Annotated in this window: 11 protein-coding genes; 6 read left to right on the forward strand and 5 right to left on the reverse strand. The window is 69.3% G+C overall.

Annotation, left to right across the window (positions count from 1 at the left end):
• The first annotated feature begins 8 nt into the window (after nucleotides 1-8).
• From ETAA1_RS19595 to ETAA1_RS19620, 6 genes are all read left to right on the forward strand, one after another.
• Nucleotides 9-1,358, forward strand: a complete 1,350-nt coding sequence (locus ETAA1_RS19595; RefSeq protein ID WP_202920267.1) for a nitrate/nitrite transporter — start codon at nucleotides 9-11, stop codon at nucleotides 1,356-1,358.
• 84 nt (nucleotides 1,359-1,442) lie between these two features.
• Nucleotides 1,443-1,727: a DUF1801 domain-containing protein gene (locus tag ETAA1_RS19600; protein WP_145241421.1), complete on the forward strand. Its 285-nt coding sequence runs from the start codon at nucleotides 1,443-1,445 to the stop codon at nucleotides 1,725-1,727.
• Between the two features lie 327 nt (nucleotides 1,728-2,054).
• A complete protein-coding gene (locus tag ETAA1_RS19605; protein ID WP_202920268.1) occupies nucleotides 2,055-5,126 on the forward strand; it encodes a Tex-like N-terminal domain-containing protein in 3,072 nt (1,023 codons plus the stop codon).
• Nucleotides 5,127-5,261: 135 nt separating this feature from the next.
• Nucleotides 5,262-7,286, forward strand: a complete 2,025-nt coding sequence (gene ftsH, locus ETAA1_RS19610; RefSeq protein WP_145241425.1) for an ATP-dependent zinc metalloprotease FtsH — start codon at nucleotides 5,262-5,264, stop codon at nucleotides 7,284-7,286.
• A gap of 120 nt (nucleotides 7,287-7,406) precedes the next feature.
• On the forward strand, nucleotides 7,407-9,932 hold the full coding sequence (locus ETAA1_RS19615) for a DUF4159 domain-containing protein (RefSeq protein ID WP_145241427.1): 2,526 nt from the start codon (nucleotides 7,407-7,409) through the stop codon (nucleotides 9,930-9,932).
• A 435-nt stretch (nucleotides 9,933-10,367) separates the two neighbouring features.
• Nucleotides 10,368-11,762 carry a transposase gene (locus ETAA1_RS19620; RefSeq protein WP_145233609.1) on the forward strand — a complete coding sequence of 465 codons (1,395 nt, stop codon included), beginning with the start codon at nucleotides 10,368-10,370 and terminating at the stop codon, nucleotides 11,760-11,762.
• A gap of 81 nt (nucleotides 11,763-11,843) precedes the next feature.
• On the opposite strand, the gene ETAA1_RS19625 is transcribed toward ETAA1_RS19620, so the two are convergent.
• The 5 genes from ETAA1_RS19625 to ETAA1_RS19645 form a co-directional block, all read right to left on the reverse strand.
• Nucleotides 11,844-12,362: a hypothetical protein gene (locus ETAA1_RS19625; RefSeq protein ID WP_238389259.1), complete on the reverse strand. Its 519-nt coding sequence runs from the start codon at nucleotides 12,360-12,362 to the stop codon at nucleotides 11,844-11,846.
• The gene (locus tag ETAA1_RS19630) at nucleotides 12,359-13,771 is read right to left on the reverse strand and encodes a DUF1501 domain-containing protein (protein WP_145241429.1); all 1,413 of its coding nucleotides are present in this window, start codon (nucleotides 13,769-13,771) and stop codon (nucleotides 12,359-12,361) included. The genes ETAA1_RS19625 and ETAA1_RS19630 overlap by 4 nt, the downstream gene beginning before the upstream one ends.
• 18 nt (nucleotides 13,772-13,789) lie before the next feature.
• Entirely contained in the window at nucleotides 13,790-15,901 is a 2,112-nt protein-coding gene (locus ETAA1_RS19635; RefSeq protein ID WP_145241431.1) for a DUF1549 and DUF1553 domain-containing protein, read from the reverse strand.
• Between the two features lie 101 nt (nucleotides 15,902-16,002).
• The gene (locus ETAA1_RS19640) at nucleotides 16,003-16,350 is read right to left on the reverse strand and encodes a hypothetical protein (RefSeq protein WP_145241433.1); all 348 of its coding nucleotides are present in this window, start codon (nucleotides 16,348-16,350) and stop codon (nucleotides 16,003-16,005) included.
• Nucleotides 16,351-16,504: 154 nt separating this feature from the next.
• Entirely contained in the window at nucleotides 16,505-17,269 is a 765-nt protein-coding gene (locus tag ETAA1_RS19645) for a hypothetical protein (RefSeq protein ID WP_145241435.1), read from the reverse strand.

The raw sequence follows: 17,269 nt of genomic DNA on the forward strand, positions 1-17,269 counted from the left end.
GCCCGCCCGTGACGCCCGACGACACCGAACCGACCGGCCCGCGGCTGCGGGTCATGTGGATGTCCACGTTCGCGTTCACCGTCCTGTTCGCCGTCTGGCTGATGCTCGGCGTTCTCGGCCTGGAAATCAAGAAGGACACCGCCCTCATGCTCGGGGCCGACGACGCCGCGTCGATGACCCCGGATCAGATCAAGGCCGCCGTCGAGAGCCGGTTCGAGTGGCTGTTGGCCGCCGCCATCCTGGCCGGATCGCTGCCGCGGCTCAACTTCGGCATCTGGGCCGACAAACACGGCGGCCGCAACATGATGGTCGGCCTCCTCCTGTTCTGCGCCATCCCTGCCTACGGGCTCGCGTTCGCGTCCAGCTACGCCGAGTTGCTCACCGCGGCCACGCTGTTCGGGCTCGCCGGGAACTCGTTCACCGTCGGCATCGCCTGGAACTCGGCGTGGTTCCCGACCCGGCAGAAGGGGACGGCCCTCGGCGTGTTCGGCGCCGGCAACGTCGGGGCGTCCGGCACCAAGCTGCTGGTGGTACTTGTCCCCACCGTGCTGACGCTCATCCCCGTCGGCGGCTACCTCGGCGGCCTCATCCCCGGCGGCTGGCGGTTCGTGCCGGTGCTGTACGCGGCGCTGCTGGTTCTCACCGCGGTCGGCGTGTGGTTCGTGTGCCCGAAGGTGGACCACTGCCCCGGCCGCGGCCGTCCGCTCGGCGAGATGCTGGCCCCGCTCAAGCACGTCCGCGTGTGGCGACTCAGCCTGTACTACGTCGTCGTGTTCGGGGCGTACGTCGCGCTCTCGTCGTGGCTCCCGAACTACTACCGCAACACGTTTGGCGTCGACCTGCGGACCGCGGCGCTCCTCACGGCTATGTACATTTTTCCGGCCAGCCTGCTGCGGCCGCTCGGCGGCTACCTGTCGGACAAGTTCGGCCCGCGCGTCGTCACCTACGCGGTGTTCGTCGGCATGACCGTGGCGCTGATTCCGCTGTGCCTGCCGACGCACGTCCTCGACCTGGGCGTGACGCTGTTCACGGGGCTGATGGTCGTGGTGGGCGTCGGGATGGGGATCGGGAAGGCGTCGGTGTACAAGTACGTGCCGAACTACTTTCCGAAGGACGTGGGGGCCGTGGGCGGGCTGGTGGGGATGCTCGGGGCGCTGGGCGGGTTCGTGCTGCCGCCGGTGTTCGGCATGGTCGGCCGAGCGACCGGCAGCCCGCAGGCCGCGTTCGTGGCGCTGCTCGCGCTGACGGTGGGCTCGCTGGCGTGGCTGCACCTGGTGGTGGTGGCGATGAAGCGGGCCGAGGCGCGGATGATGGCCGAACCGGAGCCGGCGCTAGCGCTGGCTTCGGCTGAGTCGTGATTTGTCGGACGGTTCAGCCCGGAGGGCGTCGGCGTGCCACCCGGCGTGTCACGCCGACGCCCCCGGGCTCAAATCCACTGTAGAATGGTGCTTGCCTTCGCCCCAGACATCGTCGGGTTCGGCCGTTACCACTACGAGTACCAGTCGGGCCACTCCGGCGACACGTGCGTGGTCGGCCTATCGCCGCGGAAGGCGAGCCTGTCGCTGTACGTCACCAACGACGTGACGGAGGTCGCCGACCTGCTGGGGCAACTCGGCGAACACACGACCGGCAAGGCGTGTGCCTACGTCAAGTCCCTCGACCGCATCGACCTCGCTGTGCTGCGGAAGCTCGTCAAGCGGGCGGTGGCGAGGGCGGAGCGGAAATGAGCGGCCGCCGGGCCGGCACTCATCTTGCCGTCCGCCGGGTGTCCCGTACAGAAAACACTTCAACTGCCGTCCGGTGGTGTGCCGGCGAACCCGTAGGCCGTTCGACCCGTCCGACCCCGGCCCGACCGGGGCCGACCGCGTAGTCCCAGGGACGTTCCGATGAACCCGTCCGACCCGACTCCTTCCCCGGACACCCCGGAAACGCCCCCTACGGCCGCGACCGCCGACGCCCCGCCGGTCGCGGACCCCACACCACCGACGGACGCGCCCGCGCCGGAAGTTGTGGTCGAGGCCGCGCCTACGGCCCCCGCGATGCCGAGCCAACCGGTGCCCGTCGTCCCGCCGGCGCCGCAGCCGCACGACCTGAGCCGTATCGCCCAGGACCTGCAGATTCGCAAGCAGCAGGTCGAGGCCGTCGTCGGGTTGCTCGACGAGGACAACACCGTCCCGTTCATCACCCGCTACCGGAAGGAACGCACCGGCGGGCTGAACGAGGACATGATTCGTCGGATTCAGGACCGGGTCCACTCCCTCCGCAGCCTCGCCGACCGCAAGCAGACCATCCTCAAGAGCATCGCCTACCAGGGTCGGCTCACCGACGGCCTGGTCGAGGCCGTGCTCGCCGCCGAGACGCCGAAGCGGCTCGAGGACCTGTACCTGCCGTACAAGCCGAAGAAGAAGTCGAAGGCCACCGAGGCCCGCGAGAAGGGGCTCGGCCCGGTGTCGGAGGCCATCTTCTTCCGCGACCCGGCCGTGAACGACCTCGACGCCGTCGTCGCCGGGCTGGTCGATCCGGACAAGTGGCTGCTGAACGCCGACGACGTGATGAGCGGAATCCGGGACATCCTCGCCGACATCGTCGCCGACCAGGCCGACGTGCGCGGCCCGCTGCGGAACTTCATTTGGGACGTGGGCCAGATCGCCGCCACGAAGATCGAGACGCTTCCCGAAGGGAAAGGGAAGGAGTTCGAGCCATACTTCGCGTTCAAGGAGTTGGTCCGCGACATCCCGCCGCACCGGGTGCTGGCCATCAACCGCGGCGAAAAGGCGAACGTACTTCGCGTCCACCTCGACATCAACCGCGACACCGCCCGCGAGATCGCCGCGTACCACCTGAACGTGGCTGATCACCCGCACCGCGACCTGATTCTCACCGTGATGGTGGACGCCCTCGACCGGCTGGTGCTCCCGAGCCTCGAGCGCGAGGTGCGGCGCGAGCTCACCGAGCGTGCGCAGGATCACGCGGTGCTGGTGTTCGCCAAGAATCTCCGCAGCCTGCTGCTGCAGCCGCCGTTGCGCGGCAAGCGCGTGCTGGCTGTGGACCCCGGTATCCGCACCGGCTGCAAGCTGGCCGTTCTCGACGAGACGGGCAAGCTGCTGGAGGACGCCGTCGTCTACCCGCACGGCCAGAAGAAGAACCAGGCCGAGGCCCGCCGCAAGCTCGAACAGCTCGTCCGCAAGTACGAGCTCTCCGTGGTGGCAATCGGCAACGGCACCGGCTGCCGCGAGACGGAGCAACTCGTCGCCGACCTGATCGCCGATCTGGAGAACCGCCGCCTCAACCCGACGCCGACCATGGTCGCACCAGCGCCCGCGGAGCCGGCGCCGACCGGCCCGGCGGCGGTGGTCGAGTCGCACACCGCCGCCCCCGCCCCGGCATCGGCCGAGGCGGTCGTCCAGACGCACACGCACACCCCGACGCACTCCGAGAGCAGCGGCACTTTTACGTCCGATCCGATCCCGACCACCTCGTCGCTTACGCTGACGACGGACGTGCTGTCCGGTCCGGCCACGGTCGAGACGACCGGCGCTGCCGCGCCCGACGCCGCTACCGTCACTACCGCCGAGGTCGCGGCTGCCGCCCCGCCCGTGCCGAAGGCGCCCGAGATCATCCTCGACGGGCTTCCGGAGGCTCCAGCGGACTTGGCATACGTCATCGTCATCGAAGCCGGTGCGAGCGACTACTCGGCCAGCCCGGTCGCCCGCGAGGAGTTCCCAAACCTCGACGCTACCACCCGCGGCACCATCAGCATCGGCCGCCGCCTGCAAGACCCGCTCGCCGAGTTGGTGAAGATCGACCCGCAGCACATCGGCGTCGGTCTGTACCAGCACGACGTGAAACCGAAACACCTGAAGGAATCTCTCGAAGGCGTGATCGGTTCGTGCGTCAACGCCGTCGGCGTGGACCTGAACACGGCGAGCGTCCCGCTGCTGCGGCACGTGTCGGGCATGAACCAGCTCGTGGCCCGCGGGGTGATTGAGCACCGCGAGCGGCACGGGGCGTTCACCAGCCGCGAGCAGTTGCTCCAGGTCGCCGGCCTTGGCGACAAGAGGTTCACGCAGGCGGCCGGGTTCCTGAAGCTGAACGACTCGCCCGAGCCGCTCGACGCGACGTGGATTCACCCCGAAAGCTACCCGCTCGCCCGCCAAATCCTGACCGAGCTCGGCCTCACACCCGCTGACCTCAAGGACAAGGCAAAGCTAGACGAACTGCGCGGCAAGCTGAACGACCTGAACCCGGCCGAGGTCGCGGCCCGGCTCAACGCCGGTGAGCCAACCGTCCGCGACATTTTCGACGCGCTGGCCCGCCCCGGCCGCGACCCGCGCGAGGACCTGCCGCCGCCGATCTTCAAGACCGGCGTCCTCAAGCTGGAGGACATCACGCCCGGGATGGAGTTGAAGGGCACCGTCCTGAACGTCGTGCCGTTCGGGGCGTTCGTGGACATCGGCCTCAAGGAGAGTGGCCTCGTTCACATCAGCCAGATGGCCAACCGGTACATCAAGAGCCCCTACGACGTGGTGGCCGTCGGCGACGTGGTGACCGTGTGGGTGATCGAGGTGAAGCCCGGCGAGAAGAAAATCTCGCTGACGATGATCGCCCCGGGTCAGGAGCGGCGGATGCCGCCGCCGGGTGGCGGCGGCGGACGCGGCAACTTCCAGGGCGGTCCGCCGCGCGGCGACCGTCCGCCGCAGCAGCAGGGCGATCGCCAGGGTGAGCGCGAGCGGCCGCCACAGGGGGACCGTCCGCCACATAACCCGCGCGGCGACCGCCCGCCGCAACCGCCTCGCGGCGACCGGCCCGGGTTCACGCCTCGGCCGCAGGGGCCGGGTGGCCCGCGCCCCGGCGGCCCCCGCCCCGGCTTCCAGCCCCGTCCGCAGCAGCAGTCCGCTGGCGACGCTCAGGGCGAGGCGCCGAAGCCGGCTGCGCCGCCCCCGCCGCCGAGGAAGCCGATGCCGCCGAAGCCGCTGCCGAAGCTGACGACGGCGAAGAAGTCCGGGAAGGCGCCGCTGAACACGTTCGGTGAACTGGCAGCGTTCTTCAAGCCGGAGGAAGCACCGAAGCCGCCCGAGCCGCCGGCCGCGGAGGAGCCCAAGCCGGACACCCCGCCGGCGTCGTAAGTTGTTATCTACCAGAGCCTCGGGACGGTCGTCACGGGGCTTTCTTGTCGGCACCTTTTTCGCACCACTCGCCCGCTAGAATAGGGTCACCCGACCCCGCCCTCACCGCGGGGCCGCCACGGTACGAGGGATCGGATGCCTCCCCCACCCACCACCCCGTCTCCCGCGACCAAGCGCGGCAGCCCCTTGCTCCCCGGCGGCTGGATAGCCCTCGCGGTCATCACGGTGATCGCGTTCGTCCTGTACTTCTCGAACGTCACCAAGGATATCAGCTACACCGAGTTTCGCACCCTGGTTGACGCCGGGCAGTTGAAAAAGCTGACGTTCGTCGGCCCAGACCGACTCCGTGGCGAGGTCCGCGACAGCACGGCCGACACCGCGAAGGCGATCGGCCTGCGTGACGGCAAGTTCACCGTCAGCCTGCCGCGGGTCGAGGACCAAGAGCGACTCGTCAAGGACTGGGAGGCGAAGGACAAGGCGTACCGCGACAAGCTCAAGGAACAGAAGCTCTCCGAGCCCGAGCCGCTGAGCGTCGACAAGCGCGAGGAGCCGGTGTGGCTCGGCACGCTGATCGTGAACGTCCTCTTCATCGGCGTCGCCCTCGCGTTGTTCTTCTTCCTGATCCTGCCGCGGCTGCGCGACCCGATGGGCGGCGGCTTCCTCAACAACTACGTCCGCAGCCCCGCCAAGCGGTACGAGAAGGGGAAGGGCCGCCTGACGTTCGATGACGTCGCCGGCATGGAGGGTGCGAAGCGCGAGCTCCAGGAGATCGTGGACTACCTGAAGGAGCCGCAGAAGTTCACCCGCCTCGGGGCGCAGGTGCCGAAGGGTGTGCTTCTGGTCGGCCCGCCTGGCACCGGCAAGACGCTGATGGCGAAGGCCGCCGCCGGAGAGGCCAACGTGCCGTTCTTCTCCATCAACGGCAGCGAGTTCATCCAGATGTTCGTCGGAGTCGGCGCCAGCCGGGTCCGCGACATGTTCAAGACGGCGAAGGAGAACTCGCCGTGTGTCATCTTCATCGACGAGATCGACGCCGTCGGCCGGATGCGCGGCGCCGGCGTCGGCGGCGGGTCGGACGAGCGGGAGCAGACGCTCAACCAGATCCTCAGCGAGATGGACGGGTTCCAGCCGACCGAGACGGTTATCGTCATGGCCGCGACGAACCGGCCCGACGTGCTCGACGCGGCGCTGCTGCGCCCGGGCCGGTTCGACCGTCACATCACCGTCGACAAGCCGGCGTGGCGCGGGCGGCTGGAAATCCTGAAGGTTCACACCCGCAACAAGCCGCTGGCCGACGAGGTGGACCTGGAGCGGATCGCCCGCAACATGGCCGGCATGAGCGGGGCCGACCTGCGAAACCTGTGCAACGAGGCCGCGCTGGCCGCGACCCGCGCCGGCAAGAACAAGCTCGAACAGGTGGACTTCGACGAGGCGGCCGACCGCGTCCGGCTGGGTGCGATGCGGGAGGAGCCGTTCTCGAAGGACGAGCGCCGACGCACGGCGGTCCACGAGGCCGGACACGCTCTGTGTGCGTGGCTCCAGCCGTCCGCCCACAAGCTCGACCGGGTGAGCATCATCCCCCGCGCCCGTACCGGCGGCGTGACGATGTTTCAGCCCAACGAGGACCGCGTCGACCAGTCGATGAGCGAGTTGATGGCCCAACTCGTGATGAGCATGGGCGGGCGGGCCGCGGACAAGATGGTGGTCGGCGAGCCGCTGTCGGGGGCGATCGGCGACCTGAAGCACGGCACCCGGCTGGCCCGGCTGATGGTGACGCAGTTCGGCATGAGCGACCGCCTCGGCCCGGTCTTCTACCGGCAGGGCGAGGAGCACGTGTTCCTCGGCAAGGACATGCACGAGCCGCGCGACTTTTCCGAGGGCACCGCCAAGATCATCGACGAGGAGGTGCAGCGGATCATGACCGCCTCCCTCGACCGGGCGACGGAACTGCTGTCGGCGAACCGCGACAAGCTCGACCGGCTGACGGAGGCTCTGCTGCTGCACGAGGAGTTGGACGCCGACGAGGTGGAGCGGGTGTTCGCCGGCGTACCGCTGACCGAAGTGAAGACGGACGTGCCCCCCGCCCCACCGCCGGCCGCCGAACCGGCCGCCGAACCGGCGCCGGACGCACAACCGAAGCCGGGCCTGGCCTTCGGCTGAGCCGATTCCGCAAACACGCGCGGAAGCCCACCCGTTGCGACGGGTGGGCTTTGTTCGTTGATTCGCGCCGCGCGGCGCCGCGGTACAATACCCCACACCCGCCCCGGGGAGGCGTTCGGCATGACGCGGTTGCTCCTGTCCACCGCCCTCTTCGCCGGGCTCGGCGTCCTCGTCATGCTTCCCGCACCAGCCCCGGCGAAGCAGCCGCTGCCCGGCCCGCCCCCGGCCCCGGGCAAGGCCGACGAAGAGTTGGTCGAGCGCGTCCGGAAGGGGATCGACGGCGGCGTCCGCTACCTCAAGTCGAAGCAGAACCGCGCCACCGGCAACTGGGAGGGCGAGCAGTTCGTCCTCAACTTCGTCGTCAACATGGAGGGCGGCACCACCGCCCTCGTGACGCTGGCGCTGCTCAACGCCGGGCTCACCGAGAAGGACGAGTCCGTCCGCAAGGCGCTCGACTACCTCCGCACGCTGCCGCCGCGCAAGACCTACGTCGTCGGGCTCCAGAACCTGGCGCTGGCCGAGGCACGCCAGCCGAAGGACTTGCCCATTATCCAGCGGAACGCCGACTGGCTCGTCGAGCGGGCCATCGGCCTGCGCAACGGCGACCTGAAGGGGTGGACCTACGAGGGCGGCAACTCGCTCGGCGACGGGTCGAACACGCAGTACGCCCTGCTCGGGCTGTACGCCGCCAAGCAGGCCGGGGCGAAGGTGGACGACAACGTCTGGCGGGCCATCCAGAAGCACTACACCGGCTACCAGATTCCGGTGACCGCAACCTCCGGGGGGTGGAGCTACCACAACCCACCGCTGGACCCCGCGGTGAGCTTCACGATGACCGTGGCCGGCGTGTGCGGGCTGCTCATCGCCGGGCTCGGGCTCGAAGAGAGCACGCAGGGGCTCGACCCCGCCACCGGCGTCGCCGCCAACTGCGGCGTGTACGCCGAGACGAGCGCGGTCGCGCGCGGGATGAACTGGATCGCCGCGAACTTCAATTTCGATTCGGGCAAGTCGATCTTTTACAACGTGTACGGCATCGAGCGGCTGGGCCGCCTCTCGGGCGAGCGGTTCATCGGCCGCTACGACTGGTACCGCGAGGGGTGCGAGTACCTGCTGAAGGCACAGGAGCCGGGCACCGGCGCGTTCTCGAAGCCGCGCGGCATCGACGGCGCCGAAGTATTGTCCACGTCGTTCGCGCTGCTGTTCCTGTCGAAGGGGCGGACGCCGGTGCTGGTCAGCAAGTACGCCTGGGGCGAGTTCCGCCACCCGGCCGGCGGGCAATTCCAGGAGGTGAGTACCGGCGCCCGAGGCGAGGTAAGCTGGAACCGCAAGCACAACGACACGCGTCACCTGGTCGAGTTCGCCAGCAAGGAGCTCTTCAAAGGCGCGCCACTGGCGTGGCAGGTCTACGACCCGCGCCGGCAGAACCTCGAAACCGACGACGCCGTCCTGCGGGAGGTGGGCACGCTGGTGCAGTCGCCGGTGCTGTACCTGAACGGCCACGGCCGCATCCCGTTCGTGGGCTTGCAGGGCGAGGGGCTGACGACGAACGAGAAGGTGTTGCAGAGGTACGTCGAGGAAGGCGGGTTCCTGTTCGCGGAGGCGTGCTGCGGCGACAAGGAATTCGCCGACTCGTTCCGGGCGCTGATGAATCGCATCTTCCCGAACAACGAGCTGCGGCCGATCCCGGAGGCGCACCCCATCTGGACGGCGTACTTCCGCGACCCGGGGATGGCGCACTTCGCCGGCCTGGAGGGGCTCGAAAAGGGCTGCCGCACGGTGGTAGCGTTCAGCCCGCGGCCGATGGCGGGGTACTGGGAAGAACACCGGTTCATGCCGAGCGGCCGGCCGCCGAGCCCGGTCGGGAGCCCACTCCACCGCGGCGAGATGGCCTACAAACTGGCCGGGAACGTGATTGCCTACGCCACGGGGCTGGAGTTGCCGAAGCCGCGGCTGACGCGAACCGTGCTGGTGGACCCGAACGCCGGCGACCGCGGCCCGCGCCGCGGGATGTTCCAGCCGGCGCAGCTGAAGACCGGCGACGCCGAGCCGGCCCCGGCCGCGCTGCGGAACCTGATGGGGCACCTGAAGGAGAAGTACCAGCTGCAGGTGAGCACGAAGTCGGAGTCGCTGTTCCCCGGCGACGACGCCGTGTTCAAGTACAAGTTCCTGTACCTGCACGGCCGCCGGCCGGTGGAGCTGTCCGACTTCGACGCCGAAAACGTGAAGGGCGTGTTGCAGACCGGCGGCCTCTTGTTAGCCGACGCCAGCTGCAACGGCACAGACGCCTGGAAGCGGTTCGACGCCTCGTTCCGGTCCGCGTGCAAGAAGCTGTTTCCCGACGCGCCGCTGCAAGTGATCCCGGCCGACGACCCAATCTTCTCGGCGAAGCTGAACGGCGGGCAGGCGATTTCGCAGGTGCGCTGCCGGCGCGAGAAGCCGGACGGCAGCGGCCCCGAGGCGGAGCTGCGGAACTACGCCCCGTTCCTGGAGGGCGTGAAGGTGGATGGCCGGTGGGTGGTGGTCTACAGCAAGTACGACATCGGCTGTGCGCTGGAGGGACACAAGTCGGCCGACTGCCTCGGCCACGACCGCGAGAGCGCGATGCGGCTGGCGAGTGCGGTCGTGCTGTATTCGCTACGACGATGAGCAACTCGCCGGCGAGCCGACCGCCGTCAGGCGGCGGGTGATGAACGTGGACCAGGACGATCACCTACGTCGGCGACCCGTGAGGCCCGCTGCGAGCATCGGCTGGGTCGGGCTCGGTCTTGCGCTTCTCGACTGGTGTCTCCTCGCAAACGCCTCCTCGGTTGGACGCCTGACCTGGGAGTGGACGGAGGCCCGGCTTCAAGAAGCGGTGATCTTCGGGGCGATCGCCGCAGTGGCGCTGGGAATGGGGTCATGGTCCGCACGACGGGAGCGCCCCAGATGGGTCGGATTCGCTGCTGTCGGGATCAGCAGCGTACTCGCGGCTCGCTGCGTCTGGGCGTTGGGACGCTGGCTCCAGGCCATTCACGGTGACGCATCCCGGTCGTAAGCCGTCCGCTGGCAGGGACTTGGCCAAGCCAGGGAGAGGGCGCGCCCATGCTGTTCGGTGGGGTCTTCGAGCGGTTCCTAGAGGAGAGCCCGCTCAGCGTGATGTCCCGGGCGACCATCGAGCACGCCCTCTCGGCCTCGGCCCTCGACGCGCTGTTCGACCGGACCGCCGAGCGCGGGTACACCCGGGAGTTGCTGTTCTCCACGACGGTCGATCTGATGACCCTGGTGGTCGGCGGCAAGGCCCTCCACGTCCAGGCCGCCTACCGGCACCTGCGGGACCGCGTCCCGGTCACCCTCAAGTGCGTCTACGACAAGCTCCGGAACATCGAGACGGGCGTGTCCGCGGGGCTGGTCGCGCACGTGTCGGGCCGGTGCGAGGGGCTGATCACCGCGCTGGGCGGGGGGTGCAAGAGCCTGCTGCCGGGCTACCGGGTGCGGGTCCTCGACGGCAACCACCTGGCCGCCACCCAGCGGCGGCTGGGCGTCACCCGGGGGCACACCGCCGGCCCCTTGCCCGGGCAGAGTTTGGTCGTGCTCGACCCGGCCCTGATGCTGGTCACCGACATCGTCCCGTGCGAGGACGCCCACACCCAGGAGCGGGCGCTGATCGACCAGATTGTGCCGCTGGTGCGGGAGCGGGACGTGTGGGTCGCGGACCGCAACTTCTGCACGGCGGAGTTCCTGTGTGAGGTGGCCGCCCGGCGGGCCTACGTCGTCATCCGACGCCACGGGAACCTGAGCGTCGAGGCCGAAGCCGGGTACGGGGCCGAGGTCGCGACGGACCGGGGCTGGGTGGGCGAGCGGCGGGTCTGGGTCTGCTGGGGTGGGGCGCGGTTGGTGCGCCTGCGGCAGGTGCGGGTGCGGCTGCGGGCGCCGACCGCGGACGGGGACGCGGAGGTGGAGATCCTGACCAACCTGCCGGCGAAGGTGCCGGCCAAGAAGGTGGCCGAGATCTACCTCAAGCGGTGGAAGATCGAGGGGGCCTTCCACGAGTTGACAGTCGCCTTGAACTGTGAGGTGAACACCCTGGGGTACCCCAGGGCCGCGCTGTTCGGGTTCTGCGTGGCGGTGGCCGCGTACAACGTGCTGGCCGTACTGAAGGCGGCCCTGCGGGCGGTGCATGGTGAGAAGAAGGTGCAGGAGGAGGTGTCGGGGTATTACCTGGCGCTGGAGTGGGCGATGGTGTACGCGGGGATGATGATCGCCCTGCCCGCGTCGGAATGGGAGGCGTTCGGTCCGATGCCCAGCCCGGAGTTGGCCGGCCACCTCCGCGAGTGGGCGGGCAAGGTCGACCTTGGGAGGATCAAGAAAGCGCCGCCCCGGAAGCCGACGAGGACGGCGACCCGACGGATCAAGGACAAGAGCCCACATGTTTCCACGGCCCGGTTGCTCGACGAGGGGAAGAAGACCCGTCAGGCGAAAGTCAGCCGGAATCCGTGAGTCTCACACCGTGAATGGCCTGGACGCTGGCTCTGAAGCCCGGGCGAGCCGGCCGCCGTCAGGCGGTGCGAAATGGGTAGGTCACCCGCCGCCTGACAGCGGGCGGCTCGCCTTGTGACTGTGGTCGAACATCAACTCCCACTCGAGCCGCTGAACCCGCCGTGCGGTAGTCTCTGCATCGATCTCCCAATCACGCACCCGTTCGCACTCGTCCACGAACGCTTCCGGTGTGGTGTAGGCGTACCCTAGCGCCGGGGCATGTTCACGCAGCTGCTTCACTACCGGGTGCGGGCCTACGCGGCGCCACCAATACTTGCTGTTGACCGCGTCCGGCTCACGCCGGTGCATGACGGCGTGCCAGAAGTCGCGGTCGGGGTTCCCCTCGTCCGCCTGACAAATCTGGTGGCACTCGTCCAAGAAATCGAAACGCAGCCACAGCCCCGCGGCATAGGCCGGTGGTAGCTCATTCGCAGCCGTGGCGATGGCGGCGCGACGTGCCTCGTCAGGCGTTCCGGGTCCAAGGTCGGGGAGCCGATCGACGGCCAGGAGCGCGGCCACGGCCGGGCCGTACGCGGAGGGGTCGAACACGAACGGCGTCACGCGACCACCTCGCGCACCACGCGGCCGGCTTGGCCGGTCAGGCGGTCGTCCAGACCGTTGTGGCGGAACGTCAGTTTGGTGTGATCGAGGCCCATCAGGTGCAGAATCGTCGCGTGAAAGTCGGCTACGTGTGCCCGCCCCTCGACGCCGCGGAGGCCGAACTCGTCGGTCGTGCCGTGGATCGTGCCGGCTTTTACGCCACCGCCGGCCATTAGCATCGAGAAGCCGAACGGGTTGTGGTCCCGGCCGCTCACGCCCTCGGTCTGCGGGGTGCGGCCGAACTCGCCGCCCCAGATCACTAACGTGCTGTCCAGCAGGCCGCGCTGCTTCAGGTCCTTGATGAGTGCCGCGCTCGGCTGGTCGGCGCGGCGGCACATGCGGCCGTGGTTCCCCTCGATGTCGGCGTGCGAGTCCCACTGGCTGCCGGCCCCGCAGTACACCTGCACGAACCGAACGCCGCGCTCGACCAGCCGGCGGGCCAGCAGGCAGCGGTGGCCGTACTCGGCGGTCTCGGGGCGGTTCAGGCCGTATGCGTCCTTCGTGCGCTGGTCCTCGCGCGACAGGTCCACCGCCTCGGGGGCAGTCGCCTGCATCCGGAACGCCAGTTCGTACGCGGACTGGCGGGCGTCGAGCGACGTGTCGCCGGGGCGCTCGCGGCGGTGGATGTCGTTCATCTGCGCGATCAGGTCAAGCTTCGCCCGGTGCCGCGCGGCACTGACGCTGTCGGGCGTGGACAGGTTCAGGATGGGGCTGCTGCCGTTGCGGAACTGCGTCCCCTGGTAGGTGGCGGGGAGGAAGCCGGTGCCCCAGTTGCGTGCGCCGCCGGCGACCTCGTTCGGCGTGTCGGTGAGGACGACGAAGCCGGGGAGGTTCTGGTTCACGGTGCCGAGTCCGTACACCGCCCAGCTGCCGAGCGCGGGCTTGCCGGCGAGGACGGTCCCGGTGTTCATCTGGCAGACGCTGCCGACGTGGTTGAGGCCGTCGGCGTAGCAGGCCCGCAGCTGCGCGAAGTCGTCGGCGCAGGTGGCGAGGTTCGGCACCCAGTCGCTGAAGTCCATGCCGCTCTGGCCGTACTTGCGGAAGGTGCGCTTGCTGGCGAGGAGGTTGTTGCCGCCCGCCCCCATCGGGGTGATGACGCGGCCGAAGCTCGCCGGCAGCGGCTTGCCGTTCATGCGCGTCAGTTCAGGCTTCGGGTCGCAGATGTCGATGTGGCTCGGCCCGCCCTCCATGAACAGGAAGATGACCGCCTTCGCCATCGCGGCGAAGTGCGTCGGCCGCGGCGCGAACGGGGCCGCGACCGACGGCCCGTCGGCCGCCTGGAGGGCGGAGTACGCGAGGGCGCCGAACCCGCCGCCGGCAAGGCGTAGGAAGTCGCGGCGGTTGCGGAACAGGGGGACGTGCGGAGTCATGGCGGCTCGCTGGGAGCATCAATCGATGTACAGGAACTCGTTCAGGTTCAGGAGCGCATGACACAGGTCTGTCACCGCGTCCGCGCCGCCGTTACGGAGGAACGCCACTAGCGCCGCCTTCTCCTCCGAACTCGGCGGGCGGCCCAACGCCAACTCCACGGCCCGCGTCACCACCTTGTCGCCGTCATTCCCCACGTCGCGGGTCACGCGCGTGGCGAACGTCTTGGCGTGGCCGAGGATCATCGCGTCGTTCAGGAGCGTCAGCGCCTGCGGGGCGGTCGTGGTGACGAACCGGCGGCTGCACGCCTCCACGCGCTCCGGGCTGTCGAACAGGCTGAAGAACGGGTAGCGGAGGTTCCGCTTGACCCCAACGTACACGCTGCGGCGGTTACGCTCCGCGGGGTCGGCCGACACCTTCCAGCCGCCGGTCTTCACCTCCGCCGGAAGCTCGGGGTACACGCTCGGCCCGCCGGCCTTCGTGTTCAACACACCGGCTGTCATCAACACCGCGTCGCGGAGCGCCTCGCCGTCGAGACGGCGGCGCGGGTACTGCCACAGTAGGGCGTTGTCCGGGTCGGCGTCGTTGGCGGCGCCGCGGGCACTCTGGCGGTACACGGCCGACGTGACGATCTGGCGGTGCAGTTTCTTCAGCGACCAGCCGTGCGAAGTGACGAACTCGCTTGCGAGCCAGTCGAGCAGTTCGGGGTGGCTCGGCCGGTCACCGCCGACGCCGAAGTCGCTGCTGCTCGGGACGATGCCGACGCCGAAGTGGTGCTGCCAGACGCGGTTCACGATCACGCGGGCGGTCAGCGGGTTCTTCGCGTCGGCGATCCATGATGCAAGCGCCGCGCGCCGGCCGCTCGTCGTCGCCGTCGGCGTGATGGTCGGGTCCGCGGGCGTGATCGACGCGATGAAGCCGGGTTCGAGATTCTCGCCCTTGCTGCGCCAGTTGCCCCGCTTCAGCAGGAATGTGGCCGGCGGCGTGGGCCCCGTGTCGGTCATGGCGGGCACGCGCGGCGGGTCGGCGGGCTTGTCCTTCGCCACCGCCGCGAGCTTCGCCGCTAGCGCGTCCCACTTCTCCTTGTCGGCCCCCTTCATCGTCTTGCCGACATCCTTGCCGTCGGCCGACACCTGCTTCGCGACCATCGCCGCCATCTGCTTCTGGAGTGGTGTGCGGTTCGCCTCGGGCATGTCCACCAGCGCAAGGAGTTCCGGCGCGAACCGCATCCGCTCGCGCTTCACCATCTTCTCGCGGTACGGCCCCTCGAGTGCCGCCAACTCGGCCCTGTCGGCGGCGGTCTTCGCCTCCCAGGCGGCGCGCTTCGTGTCGTAGTCCTTCCGCGCGACCGCATCGAGCAGTGGCCCGTCGACGGGCCAGTAGCCGGCGAAGAAGGCCTGGACGCGGTAATAGTCCTCCTGCGTCACCGGGTCCGTCTTGTGGTCGTGGCACTTCGCGCACCCCAGCGTCAGTCCGAGGAACGCGCCGGCCGTCGTGTCTGTCAGGTCGTTCAGAATGTCCTGCCGCTTAAGCTCCACGTCGACGGCGTTGTACTCGTACGGGTAGTGCCGCAAGAACCCGGTAGCGGTAAGGGCGTCGGGGTCGCCGGGAAAGAGTTCGTCGCCGGCGAGTTGTTCGCGCACGAAGCGGTCGAACGGCTTGTCGGCGTTGAACGAGCGGATGACATAGTCGCGGTAGCGCCAGGCGTTCGGGCGGGCGTCGTCGGCCTTGAACCCGTCGCTCTCCGCGTAGCGTGCGAGGTCCAGCCAGAAGAGCGCCATCCGCTCGCCGTACCGCGGCGACGCCAGCAGCCGATCGACAAGCTTCTCATACGCGTCGGGGGCCGCGTCGTTCAAGAACGCGGCAACTTCCTCAGGCGTCGGCGGCAGGCCGTGCAGGTCGAAGGAGAGCCGGCGGACGAGCGTGCGGCGGTCGGCGGCCGGGGCGAAGGTGAGCCTCTTCGCTTCGAGGCGGGCGAGGAGAAAGGCATCGACCGGCGTGCGGGTCGTCCCCTTGACCGTCGGGACGCCGGGCCGGAGGACGGGCTTGAACGCCCAGTCGGCGGGGATGTCGGCGGCAGTGGCGGGGCCGGCGCCGAGCGCGACGACCAAAAGGGAAGCGAACCGTCGCATCGGACGCGGTCCTGGGTGGCGGGAGCGGGGCGGCCGCTTCTGCCGATTGTACCCGCTCCGACGCGACGAGCAAACCGAAACCGTCGCATGCGGCGACACGCCTACCGCCGCATCACCGTGGGCGCGACCGGCCTGTTGTAGTTCGGGTAGCGCGTGGACGGGAACCGCAGCGGGTTCGGCAGCGCGCTCGGGCCGGGCTGGATCGGATTCATGCTCGGGCGGGTGTAGCCGAACAGGTTGTTGAAGGTCTTGATGAACCCGTCGTTCTGCACCTGCCCGGCGGCGGCGTCGCCGGCGAGGTTGATTGTCCCGGCGGCGACGTTGGCGATCGCCCGGCTCGGGCGGACCACCAACTTGTTCGTGTCAATCGGCACGAACCGACCGTTGTCGGCCGCGATCGGGCCGGCGGCCAGCGCCACCAGCGCGGCGGCGGTGAACCAGCGCGTCATGTTTTCCCCCTGTGCCGGGCGGCGCCCCCACCCGCGGCCGCGGAGCCGCTGTCCCCCGGGTGTGGTCGCATGAAACAGGCGGGAGATACCACGGGTGGCAGAAGTGTCAAGCGAAAAAGCCCACCCGTCGTAACGGGTGGGCCTCCTGTGGTGGTCAATCACCCGTCTTCGGCTCCGGCGGCCGCGCCGGCCGCGGCTGCGGGCCAGCACCTTCCAGGCGGGCCAACTTCTCGCGGCAGTCCTGCACGGCCCGCTGCAGTTCCCGTAGCGACTCCTCGAAGCTGCGGTACTGCGCGTCGCGGGCCAGCTTCCGCTCCATGTCGCCGGCCTTGTTCTTCTCGATCTCGCCCTGCACCCGCAGGGCCGCCTCCGTCGACAGCTTCACCTCTCCGGAGAGCACCGCGAACCGCTCCCGCAGCACTTCCACTCCCGCCGTGTCACGCTTGAAGGCGTCCACCGACGTATTCAAGTCCTTCTTCAACGAATCGACCGCGAGCGTCGCCGCGCTGGTCCGCTCCTTCACCGCCTCGATGTCGCCCTTGTACCCCTCGATGACGCGGATGCGCTCGTACAGCGTCTTCACGCGCGCATCCACATCCTCTTTTTTTGCGAGCGCGCCACGGGCCTCGCGCTCGCGGTCGAAGTCCTCGCGCTTCACCGCCGCCCCGAGCGCCTCCCGGGTGCGGGCGACTTCCGCCCGCAACTCGCTGATCGACGACTGGATGCTGTTGAACAGCGTGATCGACACCAGCGCCACGATGCTGAGGATCGTGCCGCCGAAGACTCGCCAGAAGACCGAAATCTTGTGTTCGTCGCCGCTCCCGGCGGCCGGCGGGGTGGCCCCGGACCTCACGCTCTCGACCAGAACCGGGGTGTCGTCGGTCGTTTGTTCGTCGTCCTGGAATCGCTTCGGGTTCAC

Origin of the sequence: Urbifossiella limnaea (assembly GCF_007747215.1) — a bacterium.
In the GTDB taxonomy this organism is placed as follows: Bacteria; Planctomycetota; Planctomycetia; order Gemmatales; family Gemmataceae; genus Urbifossiella; species Urbifossiella limnaea.